15 protein-coding genes are annotated in these 21,248 nt (G+C 50.6%); 5 read left to right on the top strand and 10 right to left on the bottom strand.

Features of this window, described 5'->3' with window-relative positions:
* Positions 1 to 149 precede the first annotated feature (149 nt).
* Positions 150 to 1,409, bottom strand: a complete 1,260-nt coding sequence (locus C1A08_RS11720) for a type II toxin-antitoxin system HipA family toxin (protein WP_101573650.1) — start codon at positions 1,407 to 1,409, stop codon at positions 150 to 152.
* 3 nt (positions 1,410 to 1,412) lie between these two features.
* Positions 1,413 to 1,718 carry a helix-turn-helix domain-containing protein gene (locus tag C1A08_RS11715; protein ID WP_009133522.1) on the bottom strand — a complete coding sequence of 102 codons (306 nt, stop codon included), beginning with the start codon at positions 1,716 to 1,718 and terminating at the stop codon, positions 1,413 to 1,415.
* Positions 1,719 to 2,377: 659 nt separating this feature from the next.
* Between C1A08_RS11715 and C1A08_RS11710 the strand changes: the two genes are divergently transcribed.
* The 4 genes from C1A08_RS11710 (at position 2,378) to C1A08_RS11695 (ending at position 9,473) form a co-directional block, all read left to right on the top strand.
* Positions 2,378 to 3,496 (top strand): Fic family protein, encoded by a 1,119-nt coding sequence (locus C1A08_RS11710; protein WP_101573649.1) that lies wholly within the window; start codon positions 2,378 to 2,380, stop codon positions 3,494 to 3,496.
* 327 nt (positions 3,497 to 3,823) lie between these two features.
* Positions 3,824 to 6,058 (top strand): DEAD/DEAH box helicase, encoded by a 2,235-nt coding sequence (locus C1A08_RS11705; protein WP_101573647.1) that lies wholly within the window; start codon positions 3,824 to 3,826, stop codon positions 6,056 to 6,058.
* Positions 6,051 to 6,842, top strand: a complete 792-nt coding sequence (locus C1A08_RS11700; RefSeq protein WP_101573645.1) for a DUF2290 domain-containing protein — start codon at positions 6,051 to 6,053, stop codon at positions 6,840 to 6,842. Before C1A08_RS11705 ends, C1A08_RS11700 begins: the two co-directional genes overlap by 8 nt.
* Positions 6,843 to 8,333: 1,491 nt before the next feature.
* Complete coding sequence (locus C1A08_RS11695; protein WP_101573689.1) at positions 8,334 to 9,473, top strand: acyltransferase family protein; 1,140 nt, start codon at positions 8,334 to 8,336, stop codon at positions 9,471 to 9,473.
* 12 nt (positions 9,474 to 9,485) lie between these two features.
* On the opposite strand, the gene C1A08_RS11690 is transcribed toward C1A08_RS11695, so the two are convergent.
* The 6 genes from C1A08_RS11690 to C1A08_RS11665 are packed head-to-tail and all read right to left on the bottom strand — an operon-like array spanning position 9,486 to position 16,442.
* Positions 9,486 to 10,781 carry an ABC transporter permease gene (locus tag C1A08_RS11690; RefSeq protein ID WP_101573643.1) on the bottom strand — a complete coding sequence of 432 codons (1,296 nt, stop codon included), beginning with the start codon at positions 10,779 to 10,781 and terminating at the stop codon, positions 9,486 to 9,488.
* Positions 10,765 to 11,943, bottom strand: a complete 1,179-nt coding sequence (locus C1A08_RS11685; RefSeq protein ID WP_055202945.1) for an ABC transporter permease — start codon at positions 11,941 to 11,943, stop codon at positions 10,765 to 10,767. Before C1A08_RS11685 ends, C1A08_RS11690 begins: the two co-directional genes overlap by 17 nt.
* A gap of 7 nt (positions 11,944 to 11,950) precedes the next feature.
* Positions 11,951 to 12,943, bottom strand: a complete 993-nt coding sequence (locus C1A08_RS11680; RefSeq protein ID WP_101573687.1) for an HlyD family secretion protein — start codon at positions 12,941 to 12,943, stop codon at positions 11,951 to 11,953.
* A gap of 10 nt (positions 12,944 to 12,953) precedes the next feature.
* Complete coding sequence (locus C1A08_RS11675; RefSeq protein ID WP_101573641.1) at positions 12,954 to 14,429, bottom strand: TolC family protein; 1,476 nt, start codon at positions 14,427 to 14,429, stop codon at positions 12,954 to 12,956.
* Positions 14,430 to 14,439: 10 nt separating this feature from the next.
* Entirely contained in the window at positions 14,440 to 15,729 is a 1,290-nt protein-coding gene (locus tag C1A08_RS11670; protein ID WP_101573639.1) for a metal-dependent hydrolase family protein, read from the bottom strand.
* 38 nt (positions 15,730 to 15,767) lie between these two features.
* Complete coding sequence (locus tag C1A08_RS11665; RefSeq protein WP_055202951.1) at positions 15,768 to 16,442, bottom strand: MarC family protein; 675 nt, start codon at positions 16,440 to 16,442, stop codon at positions 15,768 to 15,770.
* Between the two features lie 359 nt (positions 16,443 to 16,801).
* Between C1A08_RS11665 and C1A08_RS13145 the strand changes: the two genes are divergently transcribed.
* Entirely contained in the window at positions 16,802 to 17,338 is a 537-nt protein-coding gene (locus C1A08_RS13145) for a hypothetical protein (RefSeq protein WP_145996573.1), read from the top strand.
* A 28-nt stretch (positions 17,339 to 17,366) separates the two neighbouring features.
* Here C1A08_RS13145 and C1A08_RS11655 read toward each other — a convergent pair whose 3' ends face one another.
* Both C1A08_RS11655 and C1A08_RS11650 read right to left on the bottom strand, forming a co-directional pair.
* Positions 17,367 to 19,229 (bottom strand): SLC13 family permease, encoded by a 1,863-nt coding sequence (locus C1A08_RS11655; protein ID WP_055202955.1) that lies wholly within the window; start codon positions 19,227 to 19,229, stop codon positions 17,367 to 17,369.
* A gap of 102 nt (positions 19,230 to 19,331) precedes the next feature.
* Positions 19,332 to 21,188, bottom strand: a complete 1,857-nt coding sequence (locus C1A08_RS11650; protein WP_101573635.1) for a glycoside hydrolase family 2 protein — start codon at positions 21,186 to 21,188, stop codon at positions 19,332 to 19,334.
* Between the last annotated feature and the right edge of the window lie 60 nt (positions 21,189 to 21,248).

Here is a 21,248-nt window from a genome sequence, read left to right as displayed (position 1 = left end):
TTAACGTCAATTAAAATAACGAGCAATTACTATTGGTTAAATACAAAAGAAATACGATAGTTTAGGATATAAAATTTCAACTAATAGAAAATCACCATAAGGCCTCAAGTGCAATTGCATATTTAATACGGCTGATATTTTTATGATTATCAACACCTGAACGCCATCTCCATAGCATCCTGCCCGGACTTGGAAATATTGTATTTAGTAGCGAGTTTCCTCCAGCCGGAAACAGCACGTTTAACCTCTGCGAGTATCGTTTCTGCACGAGCGGGTTCCAGCCCGAAATACGGCGTGATGCTCATAGCCAGATCGAAATCCAAGGAATTATCGTTCTCCGATATATTGAGCTTTAGTCCAGTGCCGTACTCGTCAGGGTTCATATCATAGGCCGGTGACAAGTGCCAACCCTGTGGCGTAAGCAGGAAACCGTGGTTCCGCAGGTGGTCGTCGCAGTTCGAAACGGCGATATTGAACACGATCCTGCGCCAGAGCTGTTCCAGGTTCCGGTCCGTATCGTCACAGTTGGCGATGATCCATTCGGCCAGTTCGAGGTAGCTGGCTCCCTCCGTATGGCTCGCACCGTCCGTATAGCCGAGCAACGTCATGGCCGAAGCAAAATGTATCCGCCGGCCCGTATCGGTCCGGTCAAAACGCTCGGTCATAAAACTGTGATGCCGGCTTCCGAAGCGCTGCACCCGGCATTCGGACATCTCGATACCGCACGAGCGGGCCATCTCGGCCGTAACCATCTCCCATGCCCCAGAATCTTTCGTATCTCCGGCACTCGGAAACTTGACGATCCATAAGCGTCCATTTTCATCCACCACATTGGCCTTGGGCCTTGCCCCGCCCAACGACGAACCGGGTGCGACGAGCATATCAATCCATCGCGTATGCTCCGGTGTTCCAGCATTATCTTCCCGCTCTATTTGCAGGCTGGCATGTTCCAGTTCCCGGATCGATGCCCAGGGTGGCGTAGCCAGCGACCGGTCGTTGTCCATAAAATCCCCTTCTTTCGAGAACTTGAAGCGCAGGGCTCCCATGCGGTTTCCGTCATACACGCCCATCAGGTAATCCGCCTCGGTAAGCGTTCGCGGTTTTCGATCCTGCAACCGTGCATCGATGGCTTCCCGCCTGCGCATAAGCGTACGCCCCCAGCGGTCCGGTGCGGAGTCGAGGAACAATCCAAAATTGCTCTTATCCGAAGGTTGGTATTGCTTCCCGGCAAATGCCGACAGGTCGGGATCCAGCGCCCGGAAACGAGGATGGGCCAACCATGCGGGATCATTTTCATAAGAAAAGACCTCTTTACCCCGGATCGTTTCGCTGTGAAGTACACCCATATAGACAGGCTCCGCATCCTCGGGCCAGTCCATATATACGTATATATCGCGCTGCGTTACCATAATTTACCGTTTTTTGGAAACCCTTTCCCCGACCACGAGTTTGGCATCCTGAAGGGCACGACCCAGTTCGTCATCTTTAGCGACAAGCAACAAATCTTTTTCCAGCCCGAGGATAGCCAGCACCCGGAAATAGTATCCCATCGCAACCCCCTCCTCGCCCCGCTCGATCTTGGTCAGGGTGTTACGGGAAATTCCGGCACGCTCGGCCACCTGCTCCGAGGATAACTCCCGGCGCAGGCGTGCCAACTTTATATTTTCGCCCAGAGCCGTAAGCGTCTTCCGTTGGCTCGGCAATAATGCCCGTTTCATACAATAACATTAACGATTCTGTGCAAATATAAGTATTATTGCTCAAAATAATTCGCATTATACAGATTTATTTTACAAACTACTCCCGAACACCTTTCTCGTACGGGTTCCAACAACAACGAAGGCCGACATAGCGATGTTCCAATGTTATCATAAAGTAAGCTATGAGATTGCGATTCTGACAGATACTCGTGGGGAGGAATCATCCAGATGACCTTTCCGGTCTTCTCAAACGCACTGCCCCATAGTTATTATCGGCCCTTCCGTTAGCCCTAATACTTTTATGACTTCTACTGGACCATTATACTTCCAGTCGAAATTCTCATCAGTTATTTATGCACAGACTTGAACCAGACGGCTAACCTTGTTCTTTTCCATCAAAACAAAGTCACACCTTTTTTGATGTTATCAAAAGATTTGTTTGTTTTTTTATCAGAAGGACAATGAAATAGTTTCCTGATTATAACACTATACAATAACCGCAGCATCGTACTGAGGTTAGTCTTCTACTCCGAGAACTGGAAATTACGAACCGTATTGACGGCTTGTGCATATTCTCCAATTTTTGTAGGTATGGAAGTAATAGAGAAATTTGCTATTTTTATAGCATAAAGTTCCTTTTAGCAAGATAATAAATTAGATGTTAAGTGATTTGCGATATGATTAATTTCGATGAATACATCCGCCAAAGCGAGCCGCAAAAACGGGAGAAGGGTTACGCATGGCAGACCGCAATAGGGTTGCAGGCCGTCGATGGCTTGAAACCTTCCGACTACTTAATTGAGACCGCACGTAAAGATATTGAGGGTGAGATTACAATCGACGAAGCCGAACAACTTATTCGTAGCTATTATCAATCGAAAATAGCACATACGCCCGAAGATGCGGAAATACACGAAGCGGATATGGCATCGACCAACATCCGCCGACTTCTTACCGAGAAAACCTTTGCTTTTACGCTTGTCGGACTGACGTCGATTCATCGCCGGATTTTTGATGGGGTATTCAAATTTGCGGGACAAATCCGCGATTACAACATTACCAAAAAGGAATGGGTGCTGCGCGGTGATACGGTTCTGTATGTTTCCGCGCCTGATCTTCGCAAAGCGATCGAATACGACTTGGAACAAGAACGTCAGTTCGACTATTCTAAAGTAGATCAAAACGGGCTCGTGAAACACATCGCCAAATTCGTATCGGGACTATGGCAAATCCATCCATTCGGCGAGGGAAATACCAGAACAACTGCCGTGTTCACGATTCTCTATCTACGTTCTATGGGCTTTGACGTAACAAACGACCTATTCGCCAATCATTCGTGGTATTTCCGTAATGCGCTGGTACGTGCCAACTACCAAAACGTGCAAAAAGGCATCATGCGTAATTCCGAATATTTGGAGCGGTTCTTTCGCAATCTGTTATTGGGTGAAAACAATGAGTTGCGGAATAGGTATATGGTGGTTAATGCTCCGGAAGAGCTGACTGCAAAACAAGTCCGGCAAATCGACCGTACAAGTACCAAACAACCTGCCGTACAAGTAACCGAACAAGTTCGCGCTTTGTTATTAGCTTTGTCAAACGAACAATTATCGTTAAAAGTATTGATGGAGAAAGTCGGTCTGAAGCACCGTCCGACATTCATAGAGAATTATATCAATCCAGCTTTTCAAAGAGGCTATATCAGAGTACTCTACCCAGATAAGCCCAATCATCCGAGGCAAAAATATTTGCTTACGACCAAGGGATTAGCATTGTATAATGAAATAAGACGTAATTAGCAGGAAAATATATTGCCTGCCGACTGGTACAATATGCGAGACGACAAACCATGGAGAATGCACCTCTGCTCAAATGCAGATAGTATAATTGACTCCATATTGCATACAAGTTATACGAATTCTTTATATAACATAGGTCTACCGATGATACTTAAATATATATACATTAAGACATAGATTGATCTGCAAAACGAAAAATCACTTCTGAAAATCACTTGAGCAACATAATTTACCTATTGCTCAAAATGCCTCTCTCTTATTTTGAATCTTTTTCTACATGATTTAAAAATCATTATTATTTTTGAACAAATAATAAATTAATTAATCATGCAACTACTCCCTGGTAATATTGAATTGAGCAATAATCCTTTTGAAAAACCCATTTGGATTCATCTTAAATCCTTACTAAAAGACGAAGAAGGTGTATTAGGATATAAAATACCCTCTCTCGGGACCAAAAATGTGGAAGATATTCCATCGTTTATTATCCGATCAAAAAGGTATGGTATCGTAGTAATAGATGTTGTTCCTAATAAAATATCACAGATTGACGAAACGTCTGAATATTGGATTAACCCAGGTGGAGATGATATTTATTCTAGAGATATTATTGTATCCAATTATTGTAAGGATATTAATAACAAACTCAGTAAATCAACAACATTATTTAATAATAAAGATAACAAGTTCACAATAGAAGGAGCTTTTGTCCATCCATTGTTGATATTTCCAAATAATACGCCTCAAGAAATACTGAATATAGATATAAATGAAACTATCGTAAACAAGTATATTGGAAGTAATTATGTGAACACATTACAATCTTTCTTTAACTCATGTAAGGATAATAAAATAACCAATGACCAAATAGATGAAATCGACTCTAGACTTGAGGGCACTGCTGTTTTCAATAAAAAAAGAGGACGTATTTCAACTAATGAGGAAACGAGAAATGATTTAATAAGAAAATCGTTATTAGAAACATTTAAATTAGATTCGACACAAAGAAGTATAGCACTGCAAGTCCCCAATGGTCCACAAAGAATTCGCGGATTAGCAGGAACAGGAAAAACCATCATACTTAGTATGAAAGCAGCCCTAACTCATATTTATAACAAGGAGTTCAAAATACTTTTTGTCTTCAATACTCAAAGTATGTATAACCAAATCATCGATAATATCGAGAAATACACTATTGAAGAATCAAGTTCAACTCCTAATTGGGATTCATTAAAGGTTATGCATGCATGGGGTGGCAAAAAAAGAGAAGGATTATATTCTTATCTATGTGCTGAATATAGCGAGATTCCCAAGGTTTTATACGAAACCAAAAATCAGTCAGATCCTTATCAATATATTTATTCTGATTTTTTGCATAAAAGAAAAAATCAAATTAAACCTATTTTCGATATGGTTCTGATTGATGAGGCACAAGACTTTCCTCCTGCATTTTTCGAAACAATATATCACATAACAAAACCCCCAAAAAGAATTATTTGGGCATACGATGAGTTTCAATCATTAAATGAATTAAAAATTGCAGAACCTGAGAAATTGTTTGGCGTTGATGACAATGGACAAGTAAATCTCGCCAATACTTGTATTGAAGGAGAATATGAAGGAGGTATTGAGAAAGATTATATGCTACCAAACTCATACAGGAATCCTCGAAAGGTATTAATGTATGCGCATGGATTAGGCTTGGGACTTTATTCGAAGAATGCTAAAGTGCCTATGCAGGATCGTTATTCGTGGGAAGCGCGTGGTTATAAAATAATTCAACCTCCTAAAAAAACGACATTCAAACACAATGACGAAATAATTGTTGAAAGACCAGAAACGGCAAGTAAAAATATCCTGGAACGTCTTATTGCCGCTAGTTCACGCTTTACGAGTGAAAAAATTATTTCATATAGGCATCATGAAACATTAGATGCAGAATTAAGATATGTTATTAATGGCATCAAAAAGTTAATTGCTAAAGACAAGATTGAACCAGAAGAAATTATTGTGATTTCTTTGGATAAACATAATGCTAAAGGGCATTTTGCATTTATCAGAAGTGAATTAAATGCTTCAAATATTCAGTGTATTACTCCAGGATTTATTGAGAATGCGGATCTTTTTAAAGAAAAAGGACGAGTTACCCTTACGACACCATTTAGAGCCAAAGGAAACGAAGCAAATATTGTTTTTGTCATAAATAGCCAAAAGGCAATTTCAGATGCAACATTAAGAGAGCGCAATGCATTATTTGTATCTATTACAAGAGCTCGGGGATGGTGTTTCATGTCGGGTAATGGTTTAGAAAGTATTAGTTTAAAATCTGAGATCGATCAAATCGAGAAAGATTATCCACAATTCAAATTCGTATTCCCTTCAGAATCTGATTACTCACGTAGAATGCGGCTTATAAGTGAGTCAGATAAAAGCTTAAGTAAAAAAGAGAAAAGTGTTGACGCAATTCTAAAGGAAGAGGCTGCTTTAGCATTATTAATTGAAAAAGCAAAAGAAGATCCCGACATATTTAACAAAATTAAAAAAATGATGGGAAATGACTGATATTAATATGACAAACATGTTATCTGACATAGAACAAATCAAGATATTTTTTAAACGCATTATCATAGATACCACGATTGATATTTCGGAAGATACAATATCATGGCCAAATTATCAAGCTGGCATTACCAAAAGATTATATGCATATGAATATGAGTCACTCAAAAGGAAAAGACAGTATAGTTTTCTATTATCCAATAATGGATTCATTCAATGTTACTATAATTTTGAAAAAAAAGTATTAAGAAAAGCAAAATTGGCATATTATCCTTATCCCGTAGCTCTACAGGATGGCTCTATGGAATTAGAAGGTTACTTTGACACTACTGACGATAAAGTGATAGGCGAATACTATTATGATCTTTACCAGCTTATTGAAGCTTCTTTGGGAAAAAAAATAACAGCCGATCAAGTAGATCAAATACACAAAATATATAAAACTATCGGGGGGGAGATGGATGAAGCTGAAATATTAGCAGCATTTTTCGATAAAAAGTATACTATGACTAATAGTTCGCATATCAGGATCGATTATGACTCGACTGTTTTGTCTCACCATAATACTGAAATACAATATAGTGGAATCAATAATATCAGACTTCCATTAAATAAAGTCATATCTCCGTTTCTATTTTTTGATTTTATTGTACGCTACGAATTTCCTCAAGAATACCAGGCTAATCGCCGTAAAGCAGGATACAAGTCTGCTTTCTCTGTTGCCCAACAGCATAGTGGAAACATTCCTACTTTTAAAGAAAATAATATATATTTAACGCATGTTTAGATATTTATAGCGTCAATCATAATATTATCCATTCCGAGATACTTGCTTTTCATTGTCATATGTTGATGTCTCGATATAACGCTAAAAGCAAATATTATGGTGATGTATTTTTTAGAGATCAGGCAGATACAATCGACGATCGCTTTTTCTACCTGGGATCCTAAGGTTTAAGCTAGGCTGTTGACCGCGATAACTGTACACTTGATCTTTTCATACAGTTTGTCATAAAATTCGTTCCACTTTACACCTGCTTAGCGTGTCCAAGTTGGTCGATTTCGGCGATCAGCAAGCATCTGGACATAGATATCTGCATTACTCGCTCTTTGGAGCAGGATTTACGGGACATGTTGCGACCAAATTCCATTTCTTCTTTTACGACGTAAGTATTTATTCGGCTTACAAGTCGAGGTCGTAGTCGTTGCCTGAGAGCGTCATTATCGTGATTATTGTCTCTGTTGTATTACCGATCCATGTTGTGCTAGGGTTCATTATTTGCAGTTCATGGCTATATATTTGTTACTGAACCGGATATAACAATACCGTCGGTGCACCCTTGCTGGCTCGGTACTATCAATCTGAACTGGACCAACAGCTAATGGGAAACAAACTCACATCTGATCTCCGACGCTTTGAAGGAATGGCCGTCGTAGGTCAGGCGCAGTCCATATATCTTGTCTTGGCTATTTCTGGCAGGCTCTGTGCCGACAATGAAATACATCGAAAAAATTCTTGATATCCGCATAGTCTTTATTGAGTACCAGAGCATCTATTTCCTTTGTTTATAGATCAATACAATAAAATTTTAAGTTGTAACAAGGGTCATATAAGTATATAAATATATCTGATATCATATTCTTAGTTACTCTCTTTACTTAACGAATAAAAAGGTTTTACAGGCCAAATACAACCGATTACACGACAAGAAAGCACAACCTTTGAGAAGAGAAGTTTTCTGAACTTGCATATCCACAGCAAAATACGTATATTTGTACTGTTAGCAGGTTCTTAAAAGACGATTCCGGACAGTAGATCATAAGATTAGTATCCAAATCGTTACCTGACACGAGAAAGGATATAGCAAGTATCTGATTACAGGACATTTCGGAGAGTTAGGTTCATTTCCCGTCCTCTCCGCTGAATTTGTTGTATGAAAGTAAACCTACGAGTCATTGATTCGTAGGTTTTTTATTGCCCGTAAGCTTGTCGCCGGGAACATCCGGAGGAAGGGAAAGAACGCCGTTAAAACGACTGCCGGGCCGATGCGAAGTTTTCTTTCGGGAAAAGAGCCGGATTGGACCGGCCAAAGCTATTTTAACAAAAAAAGACGGTCGGAGCTATGTGTAAGGCTATTTTGTTGTATATTTGAAGCATACATGGGGAGTGCCCGGGAAAAAGAAAGCCCCGTGCGGCCGGAAGGTAAACGGACGCGAAAACCGGAAAGCATCGAGATTTACAAAAGAAATAAATACGAAATCCGAATACAATTCATTCATGTCGAAAACACCGATATCTTCCGCGGCTTTCGGAGACACGAAACCGCATTACATGATCCTCGACGGATTGCGCGGCGTGGCCGCCATTATGGTCGTATGGTTTCATATATTCGAAGCCTATGCGACGAGTCATCTGGATCAAAAGATCAACCACGGTTATCTGGCTGTCGATTTCTTCTTTATTCTGTCCGGTTTTGTCATTGGCTATGCTTACGACGACCGCTGGAAAACGATGACCGTGAAGGATTTCATCAAACGCAGGGTCATACGCCTTCACCCGATGGTCGTCATGGGGGCTGTGATTGGGGCGGTCATGTTTTATTTCCAGGGATGTCCGGTGTGGGACGTTACGAAGGTGACGGTCGCGGCCCTGTTGCTGGCCACGTTCGTCAATGCGCTGTTGATCCCGGCTACGCCCGGCACCGAAATCCGGGGCCTGGGGGAGATGTATCCGCTGAACGGGCCGAGCTGGTCGCTGTTTTTCGAATATATCGGCAATATTTTGTATGCTTTGATTATCCGTAAATTTTCTACGAAGGCCCTTGCGGTATTGGTCGTCGCGGCCGGATGCGGCCTGGCCGCTTTTAGCATCTTCGGGCCTTACGGCGATATTTGCGCCGGGTTTTCGTTGACCGGGACGGAGTTTACGGGAGGATTTTTTCGTTTGCTGTACGCTTTTTCCGCCGGGTTGCTTCTGTCCCGCGTTTTCAGGCCGGCCCGTGTCAGGGGGGCCTTTTGGAAGTGCAGCCTGCTCGTGATTATTCTGCTGGCCGTTCCGCGCCTGGGCGGAGCCGATCGCCTGTGGATGAACGGTTTGTACGATACGGTTTGTTTCGCCCTGTTTTTCCCGCTGATCGTTTACTGGGGAGCCTCCGGCAAAATTACCGACCGATATACGAACCGGGTTTGTAAGTTCCTGGGAGATATATCCTATCCTTTGTATATGGTGCATTATCCGTTTATTTACCTTTATTACGGATGGGTCAAGAACGAAGAGCTTACGTTCGGCGAGTCGCTGCCCGGAGCCCTGGCCGTAGTCGTCGGAAGCATCCTGCTGGCATATATTTGTTTGAAATTGTACGATGAGCCTGTCCGTAGGTATTTGGCCAACCGTTTTTTGAAGTCGAAGAAACGGTAAACCGTCCGAATTTTATTCGACCGTATTTTCGACGGACGCCGGTTCCGCGATGCCTTTTGCCGGAGCCGGCGTAGGGACGTCGTTCCGAGAAGCAGCGCGCGCGCCGGCCGGCCGGTTGCGTATCGCTTTGCGGATGTTGTACCGGAACGCCAGGCAGGCCGAAATGAAATACACGATGCACTGAATCCACAGCGTCACGTATTCGCGTTCGATATCGGCCATACCCGCTCCCATGGAGTTCAGTTTGATGAACGCCAGAACGCCGGGGGAGGCCGGAATCACGAAATGGGCGGCCTGCCAGTACCACGGCATCAGTTCCAGCGGGTACGACATGCCGGACAGAAAGATCAGGCCGACCGAGAAGAAGGTAATCATCAGGATCGGACTCTCGGAGTCTGCAAAGAAAAGCGATCCGGTCAGCCCGAAAAAACAGGTCGCCAGCAAGAACGGGATCAGCAGCATGACGATATCCCGGCGGTTCCCGATATCGGGAATGCTGTATATCTCCGGCAGCAGGCCGATTAAAAAGTAGGCGAATACGGCGTAGAGGATGCAGTATGTAAAGGTCTTGCTCAGCACGACGCCGGCCATCCGGCCGAAGCCGAGTCCGTGCCGCGAATAGTACAGGATGGAACCGGTGTAGCGCTCCTTACCCGAGATCATTCCGATGACCATCATCAGGGTCTGGAAGAGGATGACGATCAGTACGGCCGGGATCAGGTAGCTGCCGTAACCTTCGGTCGGGTTGTAGAGCGGCGTTCCGACGATGTCGATCGACTGGGTCTGCGACATCGCGTAGAGGGCTGCGGGCGGCACGAATACGACCATGTCGGGACGGTGCCTGGAGTCCAGTTCTTCCATCGCGCCTGCGGCCGCTTCTTCGACGGAGGCGAAGTTCAGGAATGCGCTGGTGTTGCCGTAGGCCAGGAAAACGGCCTGCTCGCCGCGGCCTACCCTGCTTTCGAAGTCTTCCGGAATGAAGATGATCCCGACGACCCGGTTCGTCTCCATCATGATTTTCGCGCTCGGCATGTCCGGCGCGTAGCTGTATATTTCGACTTGCGGAGAGGCGTTCAGCAGGCGCGCGTACTCCCGGCTCAACGGGGTTCCCGAACGGTCGACGACGGCGACCGGCGCGTCGCGGATCAGGTTGGGCGCGTACATGTAGTTGTAAAGCAGGCCGTAAATGAATATCCCCCCGATCATGACCAGCAGGATCGAATAGCTTGTCGCGATGGTTTTGAACTCCCTGGTCACGTAGGTCGCGACGGTCGTCAGGCCCCCTTTTATTTTATTCGATGTTTTCATATTTACGACTCAGTATGGCTCTTTTCAGGTGCGGCAGCATCAGCAGCGCCGCCAACATGAAGACGAACAGGCAGCTCGCGTTCTGCCAGGTATAGGCGAAACCGTAATCCCCGTACAGGATGTTCTGGTTGATTTCGACGAAATGCCTGACGGGAAACAGGAACGACAGGTAGTAGATGGGGGCGTACATGTACGGTACCGGGAACGTTACTCCGGACAGCGTCGCGCCGAGCGATCCGACCATCGAGGCTATGCTGATGATGATGCTCAGCGCCGGGAAAAGCGAGAATATGAAGACGCCGAACGCCTGCGTCGCCACGATGAACAGGGCGGTCGCCAGATTGACGGGCAGAAAACCCGTGCCCAACGGGAGGCCCGCGATGCCGAACATGACGAAGTTGCCCAGTATGCCCATCGCGATAAAGATCGCCGTGTAGGGCAGCAGTTTGCCCGTGACGGCGGTGAAGATATTCGCATCCGCCGTTTCGAGCCAGTCGGCGGCCGTTTTGAATTTTATTTCGCTGCCCAGAACGTACATGGTCACCAGTAGGATGACGATCTGGAACAAAACGAAGAAAAAAGGGTTCGTCAGGTAGATCGAGTAGTCCAGCGACGGATTGAAAAGCGGATGGGCCTGCAGGTTGACGGGCAGGATAAAGCTTTCGATCCGGCGTTCCGACGCGCCCTGCCCGATTCCCGCCGCGGCGACCGGCGCGACGGATAGGTTCGCCAGTACCGTTTCGAAGGCGCTGTGGAGTTCGATCCCCACGCTCAGCAAGGCGAAATGGTAGTAATAGGGCAGCGCGACGTTTCGACCTCCCAGCAGATCCGATTCGAAGTTGTGCGGGATCACTACGTAGGCGTATATCTCCTTTTTTTGCACGGCGTCGCGCGCCGCCTTGGCGTCTGCGTAGCGGGCCGTTACGCGGGAAGTCGGAACTGTCGCGATGGTACGCGAAATTTGCCGCGAGGTGGCTGTCTGGTCGAGGTCGACGATACCGATCGGGATGTTTTCCATTTGTCCGCTGCCGAAGATCGTGGTCATAAACAAGATGCAGAACAGGGGCAGCGCGATGCAGACCCCGAAGTAAAGCCTTCGGGATACCATCCGGTCCAACTCGCGTCGGACGACCCGGTAAAATGCTCCCTGAGTGCGGTTCATTGTACGTTTACTGTGCGTTGAGGTTTACCAGAACCGACATTCCGGGCCGGAGATCCGTCAGCGGCGCGGTCGGCCGGGCTTTGATCTCGAACGTCCTCATGTCGTAGCTGCCGACCTGTTTGGTCGATTTCCAGGTCGAATAGCTGCCCAGCGGGCTGATGTAGTATATCTCGAATTCGATCCCTTTCCGGGCCAGCGCGGGCACGTCTCCCTTGAATTTTCCTTTCATCCGGAAATGCGGCATCAGGTCTTCCCGTACGTTCAGCACCACGTGGGCGTCTTCGAGGACGACCAGCGACATGATGGGCGTGCCGGGGCCGACGAGTTCGCCCCGCTTGGGGTAGATCACGGCGATCTGGCCGGATTCGGGGGCCGTGAGCCGGGCGTCCTGTAGCAGCGCGGCCACTTCCTGCACCGTGCTCCGGGCGGCGTCGACCATGGACTGGGAACTCTCCCGATCCTGCTTGCGGGCGCCGTCCAGAGCCATCTGGTATTGCTGGAAGGCGGCGCGTTCGCCGGCCAAGGCCGCTTTGTAGATCGCTTCCGTTTCGTCTTTCCGCTGGGAAGTGACCACGCTGTCCCGGTAGAGGGACGAAATGCGGTTGTAGGTGGTCGTCGCCAGTTCGAGGTCGGATTTGCTCTTCATCCAGAGCTGGTAGGCCGATTCGACGATCTGCTTGCGGGTGCCTTCTTCGATTTTCTGATTTTCGTAGACCGCCGCGTTCTTGATCGCATCGACCTGGTCGTATTTCGCCACGATTTCCGGACTGTTGATTACCACCAGGGTATCCCCTTTGAGGACGTCCTGTCCCTCTTCGACCAGGAACTTGTCGATGCGTCCGGGGAGTTTGCCGGAGATCCGGATCTCCGTAGCTTCCGCCTGCCCTTGCAGGATCTCGGGTTTGTTCTTCAGCGACAGAATGCCGACCGTGGATACGATCACGACGACGATTAAAACGACGACGAAGGCGATCGCTATGTATTTTTTACTCTTGTTCATCATGATATGGTTAATTGTTTATCGTTCCGTTTACAGCGTCGGTTCGCCGGTCCGTCAGGGACGTTTCGTCTTTTCCGTTCCTGCTGTACTGATCGAACGACTCCGGCATCCCGCAGACGGCCAGCAGGTTGATGAGCCCCGTGTCGAACTGGTAGTAGGCCATCAGGATCGCGACCCTCACTTTCGACAGCAGCAGTTCCGCGTCGATGACTTCGGTGGGGGTGGCCATGCCTTCTTGGAAAGACTTGTGCCGGGCCCGGACGATCTCCCGGCTCATCTCGACGGTAGTTTGCAGGGCGGTAACGTTGTCCAGTGCGGTTTGCGTCTGGTTGTAGAATTTATCGACCGCCAGTGTCAGGTCGTCGGCGGCTTTCTCTTTCTCGACGGTCAGAATGCGGTGGTTGATCTTCGCCTGGCGGATCTGCTTTTCGCGACCCAGGCCGTCGAAAAGGTTCCAGGTAAACCCCACCCCGATCAGCGACCGGGGCACCAGGTTTTTCCGGATGCCGGACGAATAGAGGGTCTGTTTTCCGAACAGTTCGATCGCGGGCATGTAGGCCGAGTTCGCTATTTTTATCTGGTTTTGCTGGATATCCTGCTGGATGCCCAGGCCCTGGACGATGTAGTTGTCCCGACCTACCAGGCTTTTGAAATAGTCGAGCGCAGGCAGGGATTCGTTGATGAACAGCGGCGAAACCGGCAGGATGTTTTCGTCCGTTTCGATCTGGACGAGCGTTTTGAACGCGTTCTGCGCTACGCTCAGATCCTTTACCGCCGTTTCCAGTTCGCGTTTGGCTTCATCCCTGTTTACCTGGAAAAGCAGGCGTTCGGTTTTGGTCAGCATACCGGTGGCCTCGAGCTTCAGGGCATTTTGGAAATGCTGTTCGAGGGCGTCGTAGGTCTGCTGGCGGACTTCGACGATTTTTTGTCCCAGCCGCACGCCGAAATAAGTTTCGACCAGCAGTACTTGTTGATCGGCGCTTACTTGCTTCCGGTTCACCTCGGCTGCGCCGACCATGGATTTCCCGATTCTGCCGGCGTAGATGCGCTTGCCGCCCGTAAAGATCGGAAGCGCGACTGTCGCGTCGATCGTAGAGACGTTCCGGGGGGCCAGCGGGACGCTGAACGAGTGGCTGCCGAGGTTGTTCAGCAGCGAAGTGATGATCTGTTCGCCGGGGTCGATCGAGTGGATGAAATCCTTGACCGGATCGGTGAACGCCGACAGCGATTCCTTGACTTCGATGTCGTTCGCCATGTGCACGTAGGCTCCGCTGGCCGAAATTCTCGGATACCAGAAAGAGTTCAGCCGCTGGCGTTCGCTTTTGGCCCAGTCCAGTCCCTGCTCGGCGATCCGGATGCTCTTGTTGTCCCGGTTCACCATTTCGACGGCCTGCTCGAAGCTGACCGGAAGACCCGGTTCCTGAGCGGATGCGCCGAAAAGGGGAAAAACGAGTAGGATGGCGTATAGTACAGGTTGTCTGATCATATATCGAGTTTTAACGGTTGCCGGATGCCGGGCCGTCTTGTAGTTTGTTTTTATAGACGACGCCGTTTTTGATGATGACGCTGAAGTTGTTCCCGGGATCTCCGAGCAGGTCGACGTTCTGTAGAGGATTTCCTTCGACCAGCAGCAGGTCGGCCAGCGCGCCCTCTTCGACGACGCCGAGTTTGCCCGGATACGGGTTTCGGGCTCCGGACATCGCCAGCAGGCGGGCGTTGTCGGAAGTGACCATTTTCAGGATTTCGAAGTTGGAAAACCATTTTTGTAATTTTACGATCCCGTGATTCTGGTTTTTCGTATGGGCCGGATTGAACAGCAGATCCGTTCCCCAGGCCAGTTTCACATTGTACTTTTTGGCGAGTTCGTATGCGCGGTCCGTCCCGTTGCAGATCTGCAGGTGTTTGGCTTGTTGAACGGGCGAAGGATACGTATTGTCTTCGACGGTGAAGGCCTGCATACTGAGCCAAGCGCCGCTGTCGGCCAGCAGTTTCATCGTAGGTTCGTCGATCAGGTGGCCGTGCTCGATGCTTCTGACCCCGGCTTTGATGGCCCTCGCTATGCCCCGGGGATTGTAAACGTGCACCATTACGTACGTGCCCCAGTCTTCGGCCGCCCTCACCGCCGCGCGGATCTCCTCTTCGAAAAATTCGGTTACGTCCAGCGGATCGTAGAGCGATGCCGCGCCGCCGCCGGTCATCAGTTTGATCTGAGAGGCTCCTTGCCTCAGGTTTTCGCGCGTCGCCGCCGTGACGGCATCGGGACCGTCGACAATGCGCGAGGCCCCGATCTCCTCGACGTGGGCCATTTCGCAGCCGCAGCCCGTATGACCGTGTTCGTAGATCATCCGGAAGTCGCCGTGTCCCGACGTCTGGGAGATCATGGCGCCGCTGGGATAGATTCTCGGGCCCTGCAGGACGCCGGTGTCGATGGCCCGTTTGAGTCCGAAAACGGGGCCTCCCGCATCCCGGATGGTCGTGAAACCCCGTAGCAGGGTCGCCCCGGCCTCCTGTCCTGCCGTCAGGTGCGAAAAGGAGACGTCTTCGGTCAGCAGTCCCATCATCGTGTTGCAGCACAGGTAGGCGTGCCAGTGCGCGTCGATCAGCCCGGGCATCAGAAACCGTCCTTTTCCGTCCAGCACGATGGTGTCGCCGCCCGGGTCGACCGGGACGGACTCCTGCGTTATTTTTTCGATCAGGCCGTTCTTGACCAGAACATTTCCTCGGACGGTGGCCTCGTTCGTTCCGTCGAAGATCTCGACGTTGTTTATCAGGATGCTCGAATTCATGGTTTTTATGTTTAAGCGTTTGTTGTTTTCCGGTTGGTTTACGACAGGCTGAGGTGGAATATTTTCTCGACGCCTTCCGCGATGATCTGGATGCCGACGCAGAACGTGAAGAATGCGACCATTTTATTGATTATCATCGTGCCCGTGACCCCTACTTTCTTCGTGATTTTCTGTCCCTGCGACAGGATGACGTACAGGATCAGACACATCAGGAAGATGACGAACGCGATGACCGCATAGTTTATGATGATCTTTCCCAGGCCGTCCTTGATATTGACCGACGCCATCAGGGTGAAAATGACGGATATGCTGCCGGGTCCGATGCTGATCGGAAAGGTGATCGGGTAAAATACCCGGGATTCCAGGTTGCGTACGCTGATCGGGTCGACGGGCTTGTCCGGTGCGCTGCCTGTCGAAGCATCCGAATCGCCGAGCCATTGCAGGGCCGTTTTACAGATCAAAAGACCTCCTCCCAGTTGAACGATAGGCAGCGACAGTCCGAACAGGGACAGTACGAAGTGCCCGATCGCCAGGCTGCCGATCCCGATCAGCAGGTAGTTGACGGCAATCCTCCGGACGATGGATCTTCTCTCCGAACGGTCCAGTCCCGACAAGAACCCGTTGATGATGAATCCGGTGCCCACGGGATTCGCCACCGGAAACAACGCCATGAACGAGGAGATGAACATGAAGACGAAGCTTTCTTTTAACATCTTGATATGCCGTGTTTTATTGTGTTTGACGATCGTGTCCGCCCGGTTGGCTGCAAAGTTTTTCCGGGCGTCGAGCCATTTTACATTCCGATGCCGGCAGGCGGTTCCGGGCCGCGTTCGGAACGGCGCGGCCCGGAGCGCCTGCTATTTCGTTTGTTATCCGTTATCAATAACTATTCCAAAATCCGGTCGATACGGCGGTCGGTTGTCCGGTCGTCCGTGTTTCCCGGCTGTCGCTGAGCGCCGATCTGTCGCGGCAGTTTTTTTCGCTCAGGCAATACTCCGGCGATACGGTTTACCACCGCGTTAACAATTTCGTTTTTGCAACCGAGGAGGAGATCGGAACCGGCAGCATCGATGTGGAGCAGGAGCGCGAGGTTGCCGGAATCGGCATTATGCTGCGTCCGAAGGATAATGTTCCGTTTGCCGCCGCTATCGATACGATGAGCGCGCTGATGGGTTCCATCGCCGAAAGCCTCGACCTGTATACCGTCGAACCTTCCAATTCGACGAAGACGGTGCTGATTCCGCTGCGCTTTGCGCCGGACCGCATGAGCGCTTATAATTCCGTAGAGGTGTTTCCGTCTGGCGATGCGCCTCAAATCGTGATCCGCATGATTCTCGACAACGGGGAGGAAAAGACTTTATACGTCGCGACTGTCCGGGCCGCTGACTGCCGGCAATATGTTGACGCTGCACGTGAATATCGGCGGGATCCTGTCGCCGCCTTCCGGCGGCAACGGATTCGAAGTCGACAAATGGCACGAAAGCGGCGAAACGATCGCTATGGGACCGATCTAACGGACTGCCGCCCGGCAGCGCGAAACGGGCCGACCGGATTTATGCGGAATCGTGCTTTTTTGTCAGAGTGGAAAATCGAGCGACCGTCCCGGTAAAAGGGACGGTCGCTTTTTATGATTTCGGTCAGAACGGGAACAGCAGCGGGAGTATTAGGATCATTATGATCCCCATAATGACCTGCAACGGCAGGCCGACTTTGATGTAATCTTTGAACGCATATTGTCCGGCCTGCATGACCAGCGCATTGGGCGGCGTAGAGAACGGCGAGGCGAAACACATGCTCGCTCCCACCGCGACCGCGAACAGGAACGGATAGGGGCTCGCCCCGATCTCTACGGCGGCGTGGAGAGCGACCGGCGCGAGCAGCACGGCCGTGGCCGTGTTGCTGATGAACATCGTCATCAACGAGGTGGTGAAATAGACGCCTGCGAGCAGAACGACCGGCCCGTAGCTGCCTAATCCCTGGGCGAGCTGTCGCGAGAGCAGCTCCGACGCTCCCGTTTTTTCCAGCGCGACGGACATCGGCAGCATCGCCGCGATCAGTACGATGCTTTCCCAGTTGATCGTTTTGTAAGCGGCTTCCACGTTGCGCAGGCAGCCGGTCAGCACCATCAGCACGGCGGCGATCATCACGGCCGTGACCGGGGCGATCGGGATGAAGTCGAACATCATGCAGGCGATCATCAGCACCATGATCGCCGCGGCCAGCGGCGCTTTGTAATCCAGCGTTACCCGGGACGCTTCGGCCAGCGGCTGCCCCAGGACGACCCATTCCGACGGTTCGCCGTCCAGACGCGAAATGTCGTGCCATGCGCCCTGTACGAGCAGGATATCCCCGGAGTGCATTTTCGTGTCTTTCAGGCCGGAGAGCAGGTATTCGTTCTTGCGGCGGATGCCCAGTACGTTGACGTCGTACTGTTCGCGCAATCCGGATTCGCCGACCGGCGTATTGACCAGCCGGGAGGTCGGCGGCAGCAGGATCTCGGCGATCCCGATGTCGTAGAAATCGAGCGTGCCTGGTTTGCCTTCGGTGCGTTGTTCGGTCGTATGGGTGTCCATCAGTTCGAGCCGGCAGTCGGCGGCGAATCGTTGCACGTTTTCAAAAAGCCCCATCAAGTAGAGGATATCCCCGTCGCGGAGCGTCGTATCGGGGTCGGCCAACTGCTGGCTGACCGATTTCAGGAAATGCGATTGGGGCGATTGGATTCGGCGGATTTCGACCAGGTTGAGGTCGTATTGCTGTTGGATGCCCAGTTCCCGCACCGTTTGTCCTCCGGCCGGAGAGCCGGCGGATACCCTGACCCGGAACAAGCTGTCGGCGAGTTGGTATTCGCGGACCAGTTCGCCGAGCGATTTTCCGGTCTGCCGTTGCTGTTTTTTCTCTTTTTTCGGGCCGAGGAACCACCTGCTCAGCGGGATCAGCACGATGATTCCGGTCAGGATACATACCAGGCCGACCGGAGTGAACGAAAAGAAGGTCAGCGGCTGGTAGCCCGCGTCGGTCAGTACGTTCTGGATAACGAGGTTCGGGGCGGTCCCGATCAGCGTCAGCATACCGCCCATGCTGCTTGCGAATGCCAGCGGCATCAGTACGCGGCTGACGTTCATGTTCGCATTGGCTGCGAGACTCACCACGATCGGGAGCATCAGCGCGACGGTTCCCGTATTGCTTATAAAGGCGCCGATGGCCGCAGTGACCAGCATGACAAGGATGAACAGTTTCAGTTCGCTGTTGCCGGCCAATCCCAGGATGCGGCTGCTGACCATTTTGGCCAGTCCGGTCTGGAAAATCGCGCCGCCTACGACGAACAGCCCGATCATCATGATGACGATCGGGTTGGCGAATCCGGCCAGCGCCTCTTCGGGGGTCAGTATTTGGAAAACGAGCAGGCCCAGCAGCGCGCACAGCGCCACCAGGTCGGAACGTACCCGGCCGTTCATAAAAAAGACGGCCGACAGTACCAGGATTGCGAGCGTGATATACATAATTTCAGTTGTTTCATGCAGGATGACTCCCGACGTGAAGGAACGGAATCCACCGTTCAACTACCATGCCGCTGCCGTTTTACCGCAGGATGGAATTGCTTGTCATTTTGCCGTTTTCGGAATTTCCAACGGCAGGGTTTGTTCGAGGATGCGCTCTCCGTCCGGCGCCAGTGGCGTATTGTCTTTATGTGCGACGTAGACGGTCAGCGTATATTTGCCCGGTTTGACGCCGTCGAGCGGAATATCCACCAGGGCGGTTTCCCCGGCCGGGATGTCGGCTTTGCAGACGCCTTCTTTGACGATTCGTTTCGTGCCGGCGACGATCGTATAGCCGACCCGGAAGTTTTTCAGGTCGGCGATCGTACAGCCGTTGCGGATCTCCACTTTGCCCGGAGCCGTTCCGGCCGCGATCGCGGTCGCGCCCAGCGGCGACTGTTTTTCGTTGAAAGACTCGGGCGAAGCGAAAAAGACCGTGTAACGGTCGTCCGACGCGTTGCGTCCGCCGGGTTTGCCGACCACCAGGTCGCTGTTCCACTCCGCGCCGGCTCCTTCGTAAATCACCGGGCGTTTCTTTTCGACCGCTTTCAGCCGGCGGTAGGCTTCGTACATGTTGTAACCGCGCCCTCCCTGTTCGCCGAGCGAGAACAGCAGCACCGACGGATGGTTCTGCGATGTGTAGTACATATTCATTACGCGGTCGGCATAGGCGTTTTCCCACAGCGGATCGTTGGCCGGCGTGCCGCCCGTTTCGAGCGAGCTGCCGCTCAGACGGGCGTCGATGTTCGCCCGGTTGCAGATATACAGGCCGTAGCTGTCGGCCAGTTCGTAAAACCGGTCGTTTTGCGGGTAATTTTTGACCCGGACGCAGTTGATGCCCCTCTTTTTGAATGCGGCGAAGTCCCTGCGCCAGGCATTCGCATCGGGGGGACAATCGTAATCGACGGCGCGGAGCTCGACCGGACGTCCGTTGATCTTCAGCCCTTTTTCGTCGAACGAAACGTCGCGGAATCCGAGTTTTACCTTCGTATATTCGGTAAAGCGGCCTTCGTGCTGCAATTTCAGTGCGACGGTATAGAGCTTCGGACTTTCGTGGCTCCACGACTGGATGTCCGGTAGGTTGGCGAAAAAGCGGACGGTGTCTTCGGCCCGCAGGTGGAAACGGGCGTCCCGCTTGCCGTGCGCGATCACCGTGCTGTCGTCCGGCGCGATCAGTTCGTAATAAACGATCACCTCTTTGGGATTCAGCAGGTGCGATTTTACGATCGCCCCGAAACTGAACAGTCCGTTGCCGTCCGTTGCGAAACGGGTGTCGGCCACGAAGTCGCGGATGCGGACTTTGGGCTGCGCGATGACCGAGACGTCGCCTTCGATGCAGGTGCCCGGCGTTTTGATCTGATTCTCAAGCGTCGTCGAAACCGGATGGGCGTAGGCGATCACGGCCAGCGTGTTTTTCCCGTCCGCGACGTAAGGCGTAATATCGAAATAGGCCGGCGTTTTCGAATCCGCGTGATAACCGGCCAGATGCCCGTTCGCATAGACGTAATAAGCGCGGCTGACGGCGTCGAGCCGGGCGAATATTTCACGGTCGATCCATTTGAAAGGCATCGTGAACTCGGTACGGTAGACGGCCGCCCATGCTCCGTTGCCCTCTTTTTCGGGAATCGTGACGCTTTCCCATGCCGAAACGTCCGCCGCCGGCGCGGTGAGCGTCGTGTCTATTTCCGTTTCCGAACGATAGGTTTTTACCTGCCATTTTCCGTTCAGCCGCTGCATGTAGAGCGATTCCTTATCGTTTTCGGTCAGCGCCAGTTCGCGGCTGTTGTAACTGCCGATTTGAATGCCCGGCATTTCGCTGCGGGAAGAGGTGCGGGTCGGGTCCTGCAGTTCGGTTTGCGCCTGCAGTCCGCCGGCGCGAAGCAGGCACAGCAGCGAGAAGGAGATAATGAGGCTGTATTTCATAATATTTCCGGATAAAATCAAGATCGAGATGCAGCCACCCCGACATGCAAATATACAAAA

The sequence above is a fragment of the Alistipes sp. cv1 genome (assembly GCF_900240235.1).
In the GTDB taxonomy this organism is placed as follows: Bacteria; Bacteroidota; Bacteroidia; order Bacteroidales; family Rikenellaceae; genus Alistipes_A; species Alistipes_A hominis.
Note: the sequence above shows the minus strand (reverse complement) of the source record. Positions and strands in the feature narration are given on the sequence as shown.

Excerpts from the sequence above, each read along its gene's own strand:
- C1A08_RS11680 (WP_101573687.1), bottom strand. The coding sequence starts at position 12,943 with ATGAACAAGAGTAAAAAATACATAGCGATCGCCTTCGTCGTCGTTTTA.
- C1A08_RS11690 (WP_101573643.1), bottom strand. The coding sequence starts at position 10,781 with ATGAAAACATCGAATAAAATAAAAGGGGGCCTGACGACCGTCGCGACC.
- C1A08_RS11675 (WP_101573641.1), bottom strand. The coding sequence starts at position 14,429 with ATGATCAGACAACCTGTACTATACGCCATCCTACTCGTTTTTCCCCTT.
- C1A08_RS11650 (WP_101573635.1), bottom strand. The coding sequence starts at position 21,188 with ATGAAATACAGCCTCATTATCTCCTTCTCGCTGCTGTGCCTGCTTCGC.
- C1A08_RS11705 (WP_101573647.1), top strand. The coding sequence starts at position 3,824 with ATGCAACTACTCCCTGGTAATATTGAATTGAGCAATAATCCTTTTGAA.
- C1A08_RS11715 (WP_009133522.1), bottom strand. The coding sequence starts at position 1,718 with ATGAAACGGGCATTATTGCCGAGCCAACGGAAGACGCTTACGGCTCTG.
- C1A08_RS11670 (WP_101573639.1), bottom strand. The coding sequence starts at position 15,729 with ATGAATTCGAGCATCCTGATAAACAACGTCGAGATCTTCGACGGAACG.
- C1A08_RS11700 (WP_101573645.1), top strand. The coding sequence starts at position 6,051 with ATGACTGATATTAATATGACAAACATGTTATCTGACATAGAACAAATC.
- C1A08_RS11685 (WP_055202945.1), bottom strand. The coding sequence starts at position 11,943 with ATGAACCGCACTCAGGGAGCATTTTACCGGGTCGTCCGACGCGAGTTG.
- C1A08_RS11665 (WP_055202951.1), bottom strand. The coding sequence starts at position 16,442 with ATGTTAAAAGAAAGCTTCGTCTTCATGTTCATCTCCTCGTTCATGGCG.
- C1A08_RS11720 (WP_101573650.1), bottom strand. The coding sequence starts at position 1,409 with ATGGTAACGCAGCGCGATATATACGTATATATGGACTGGCCCGAGGAT.
- C1A08_RS11655 (WP_055202955.1), bottom strand. The coding sequence starts at position 19,229 with ATGTATATCACGCTCGCAATCCTGGTACTGTCGGCCGTCTTTTTTATG.
- C1A08_RS11710 (WP_101573649.1), top strand. The coding sequence starts at position 2,378 with ATGATTAATTTCGATGAATACATCCGCCAAAGCGAGCCGCAAAAACGG.
- C1A08_RS11695 (WP_101573689.1), top strand. The coding sequence starts at position 8,334 with ATGTCGAAAACACCGATATCTTCCGCGGCTTTCGGAGACACGAAACCG.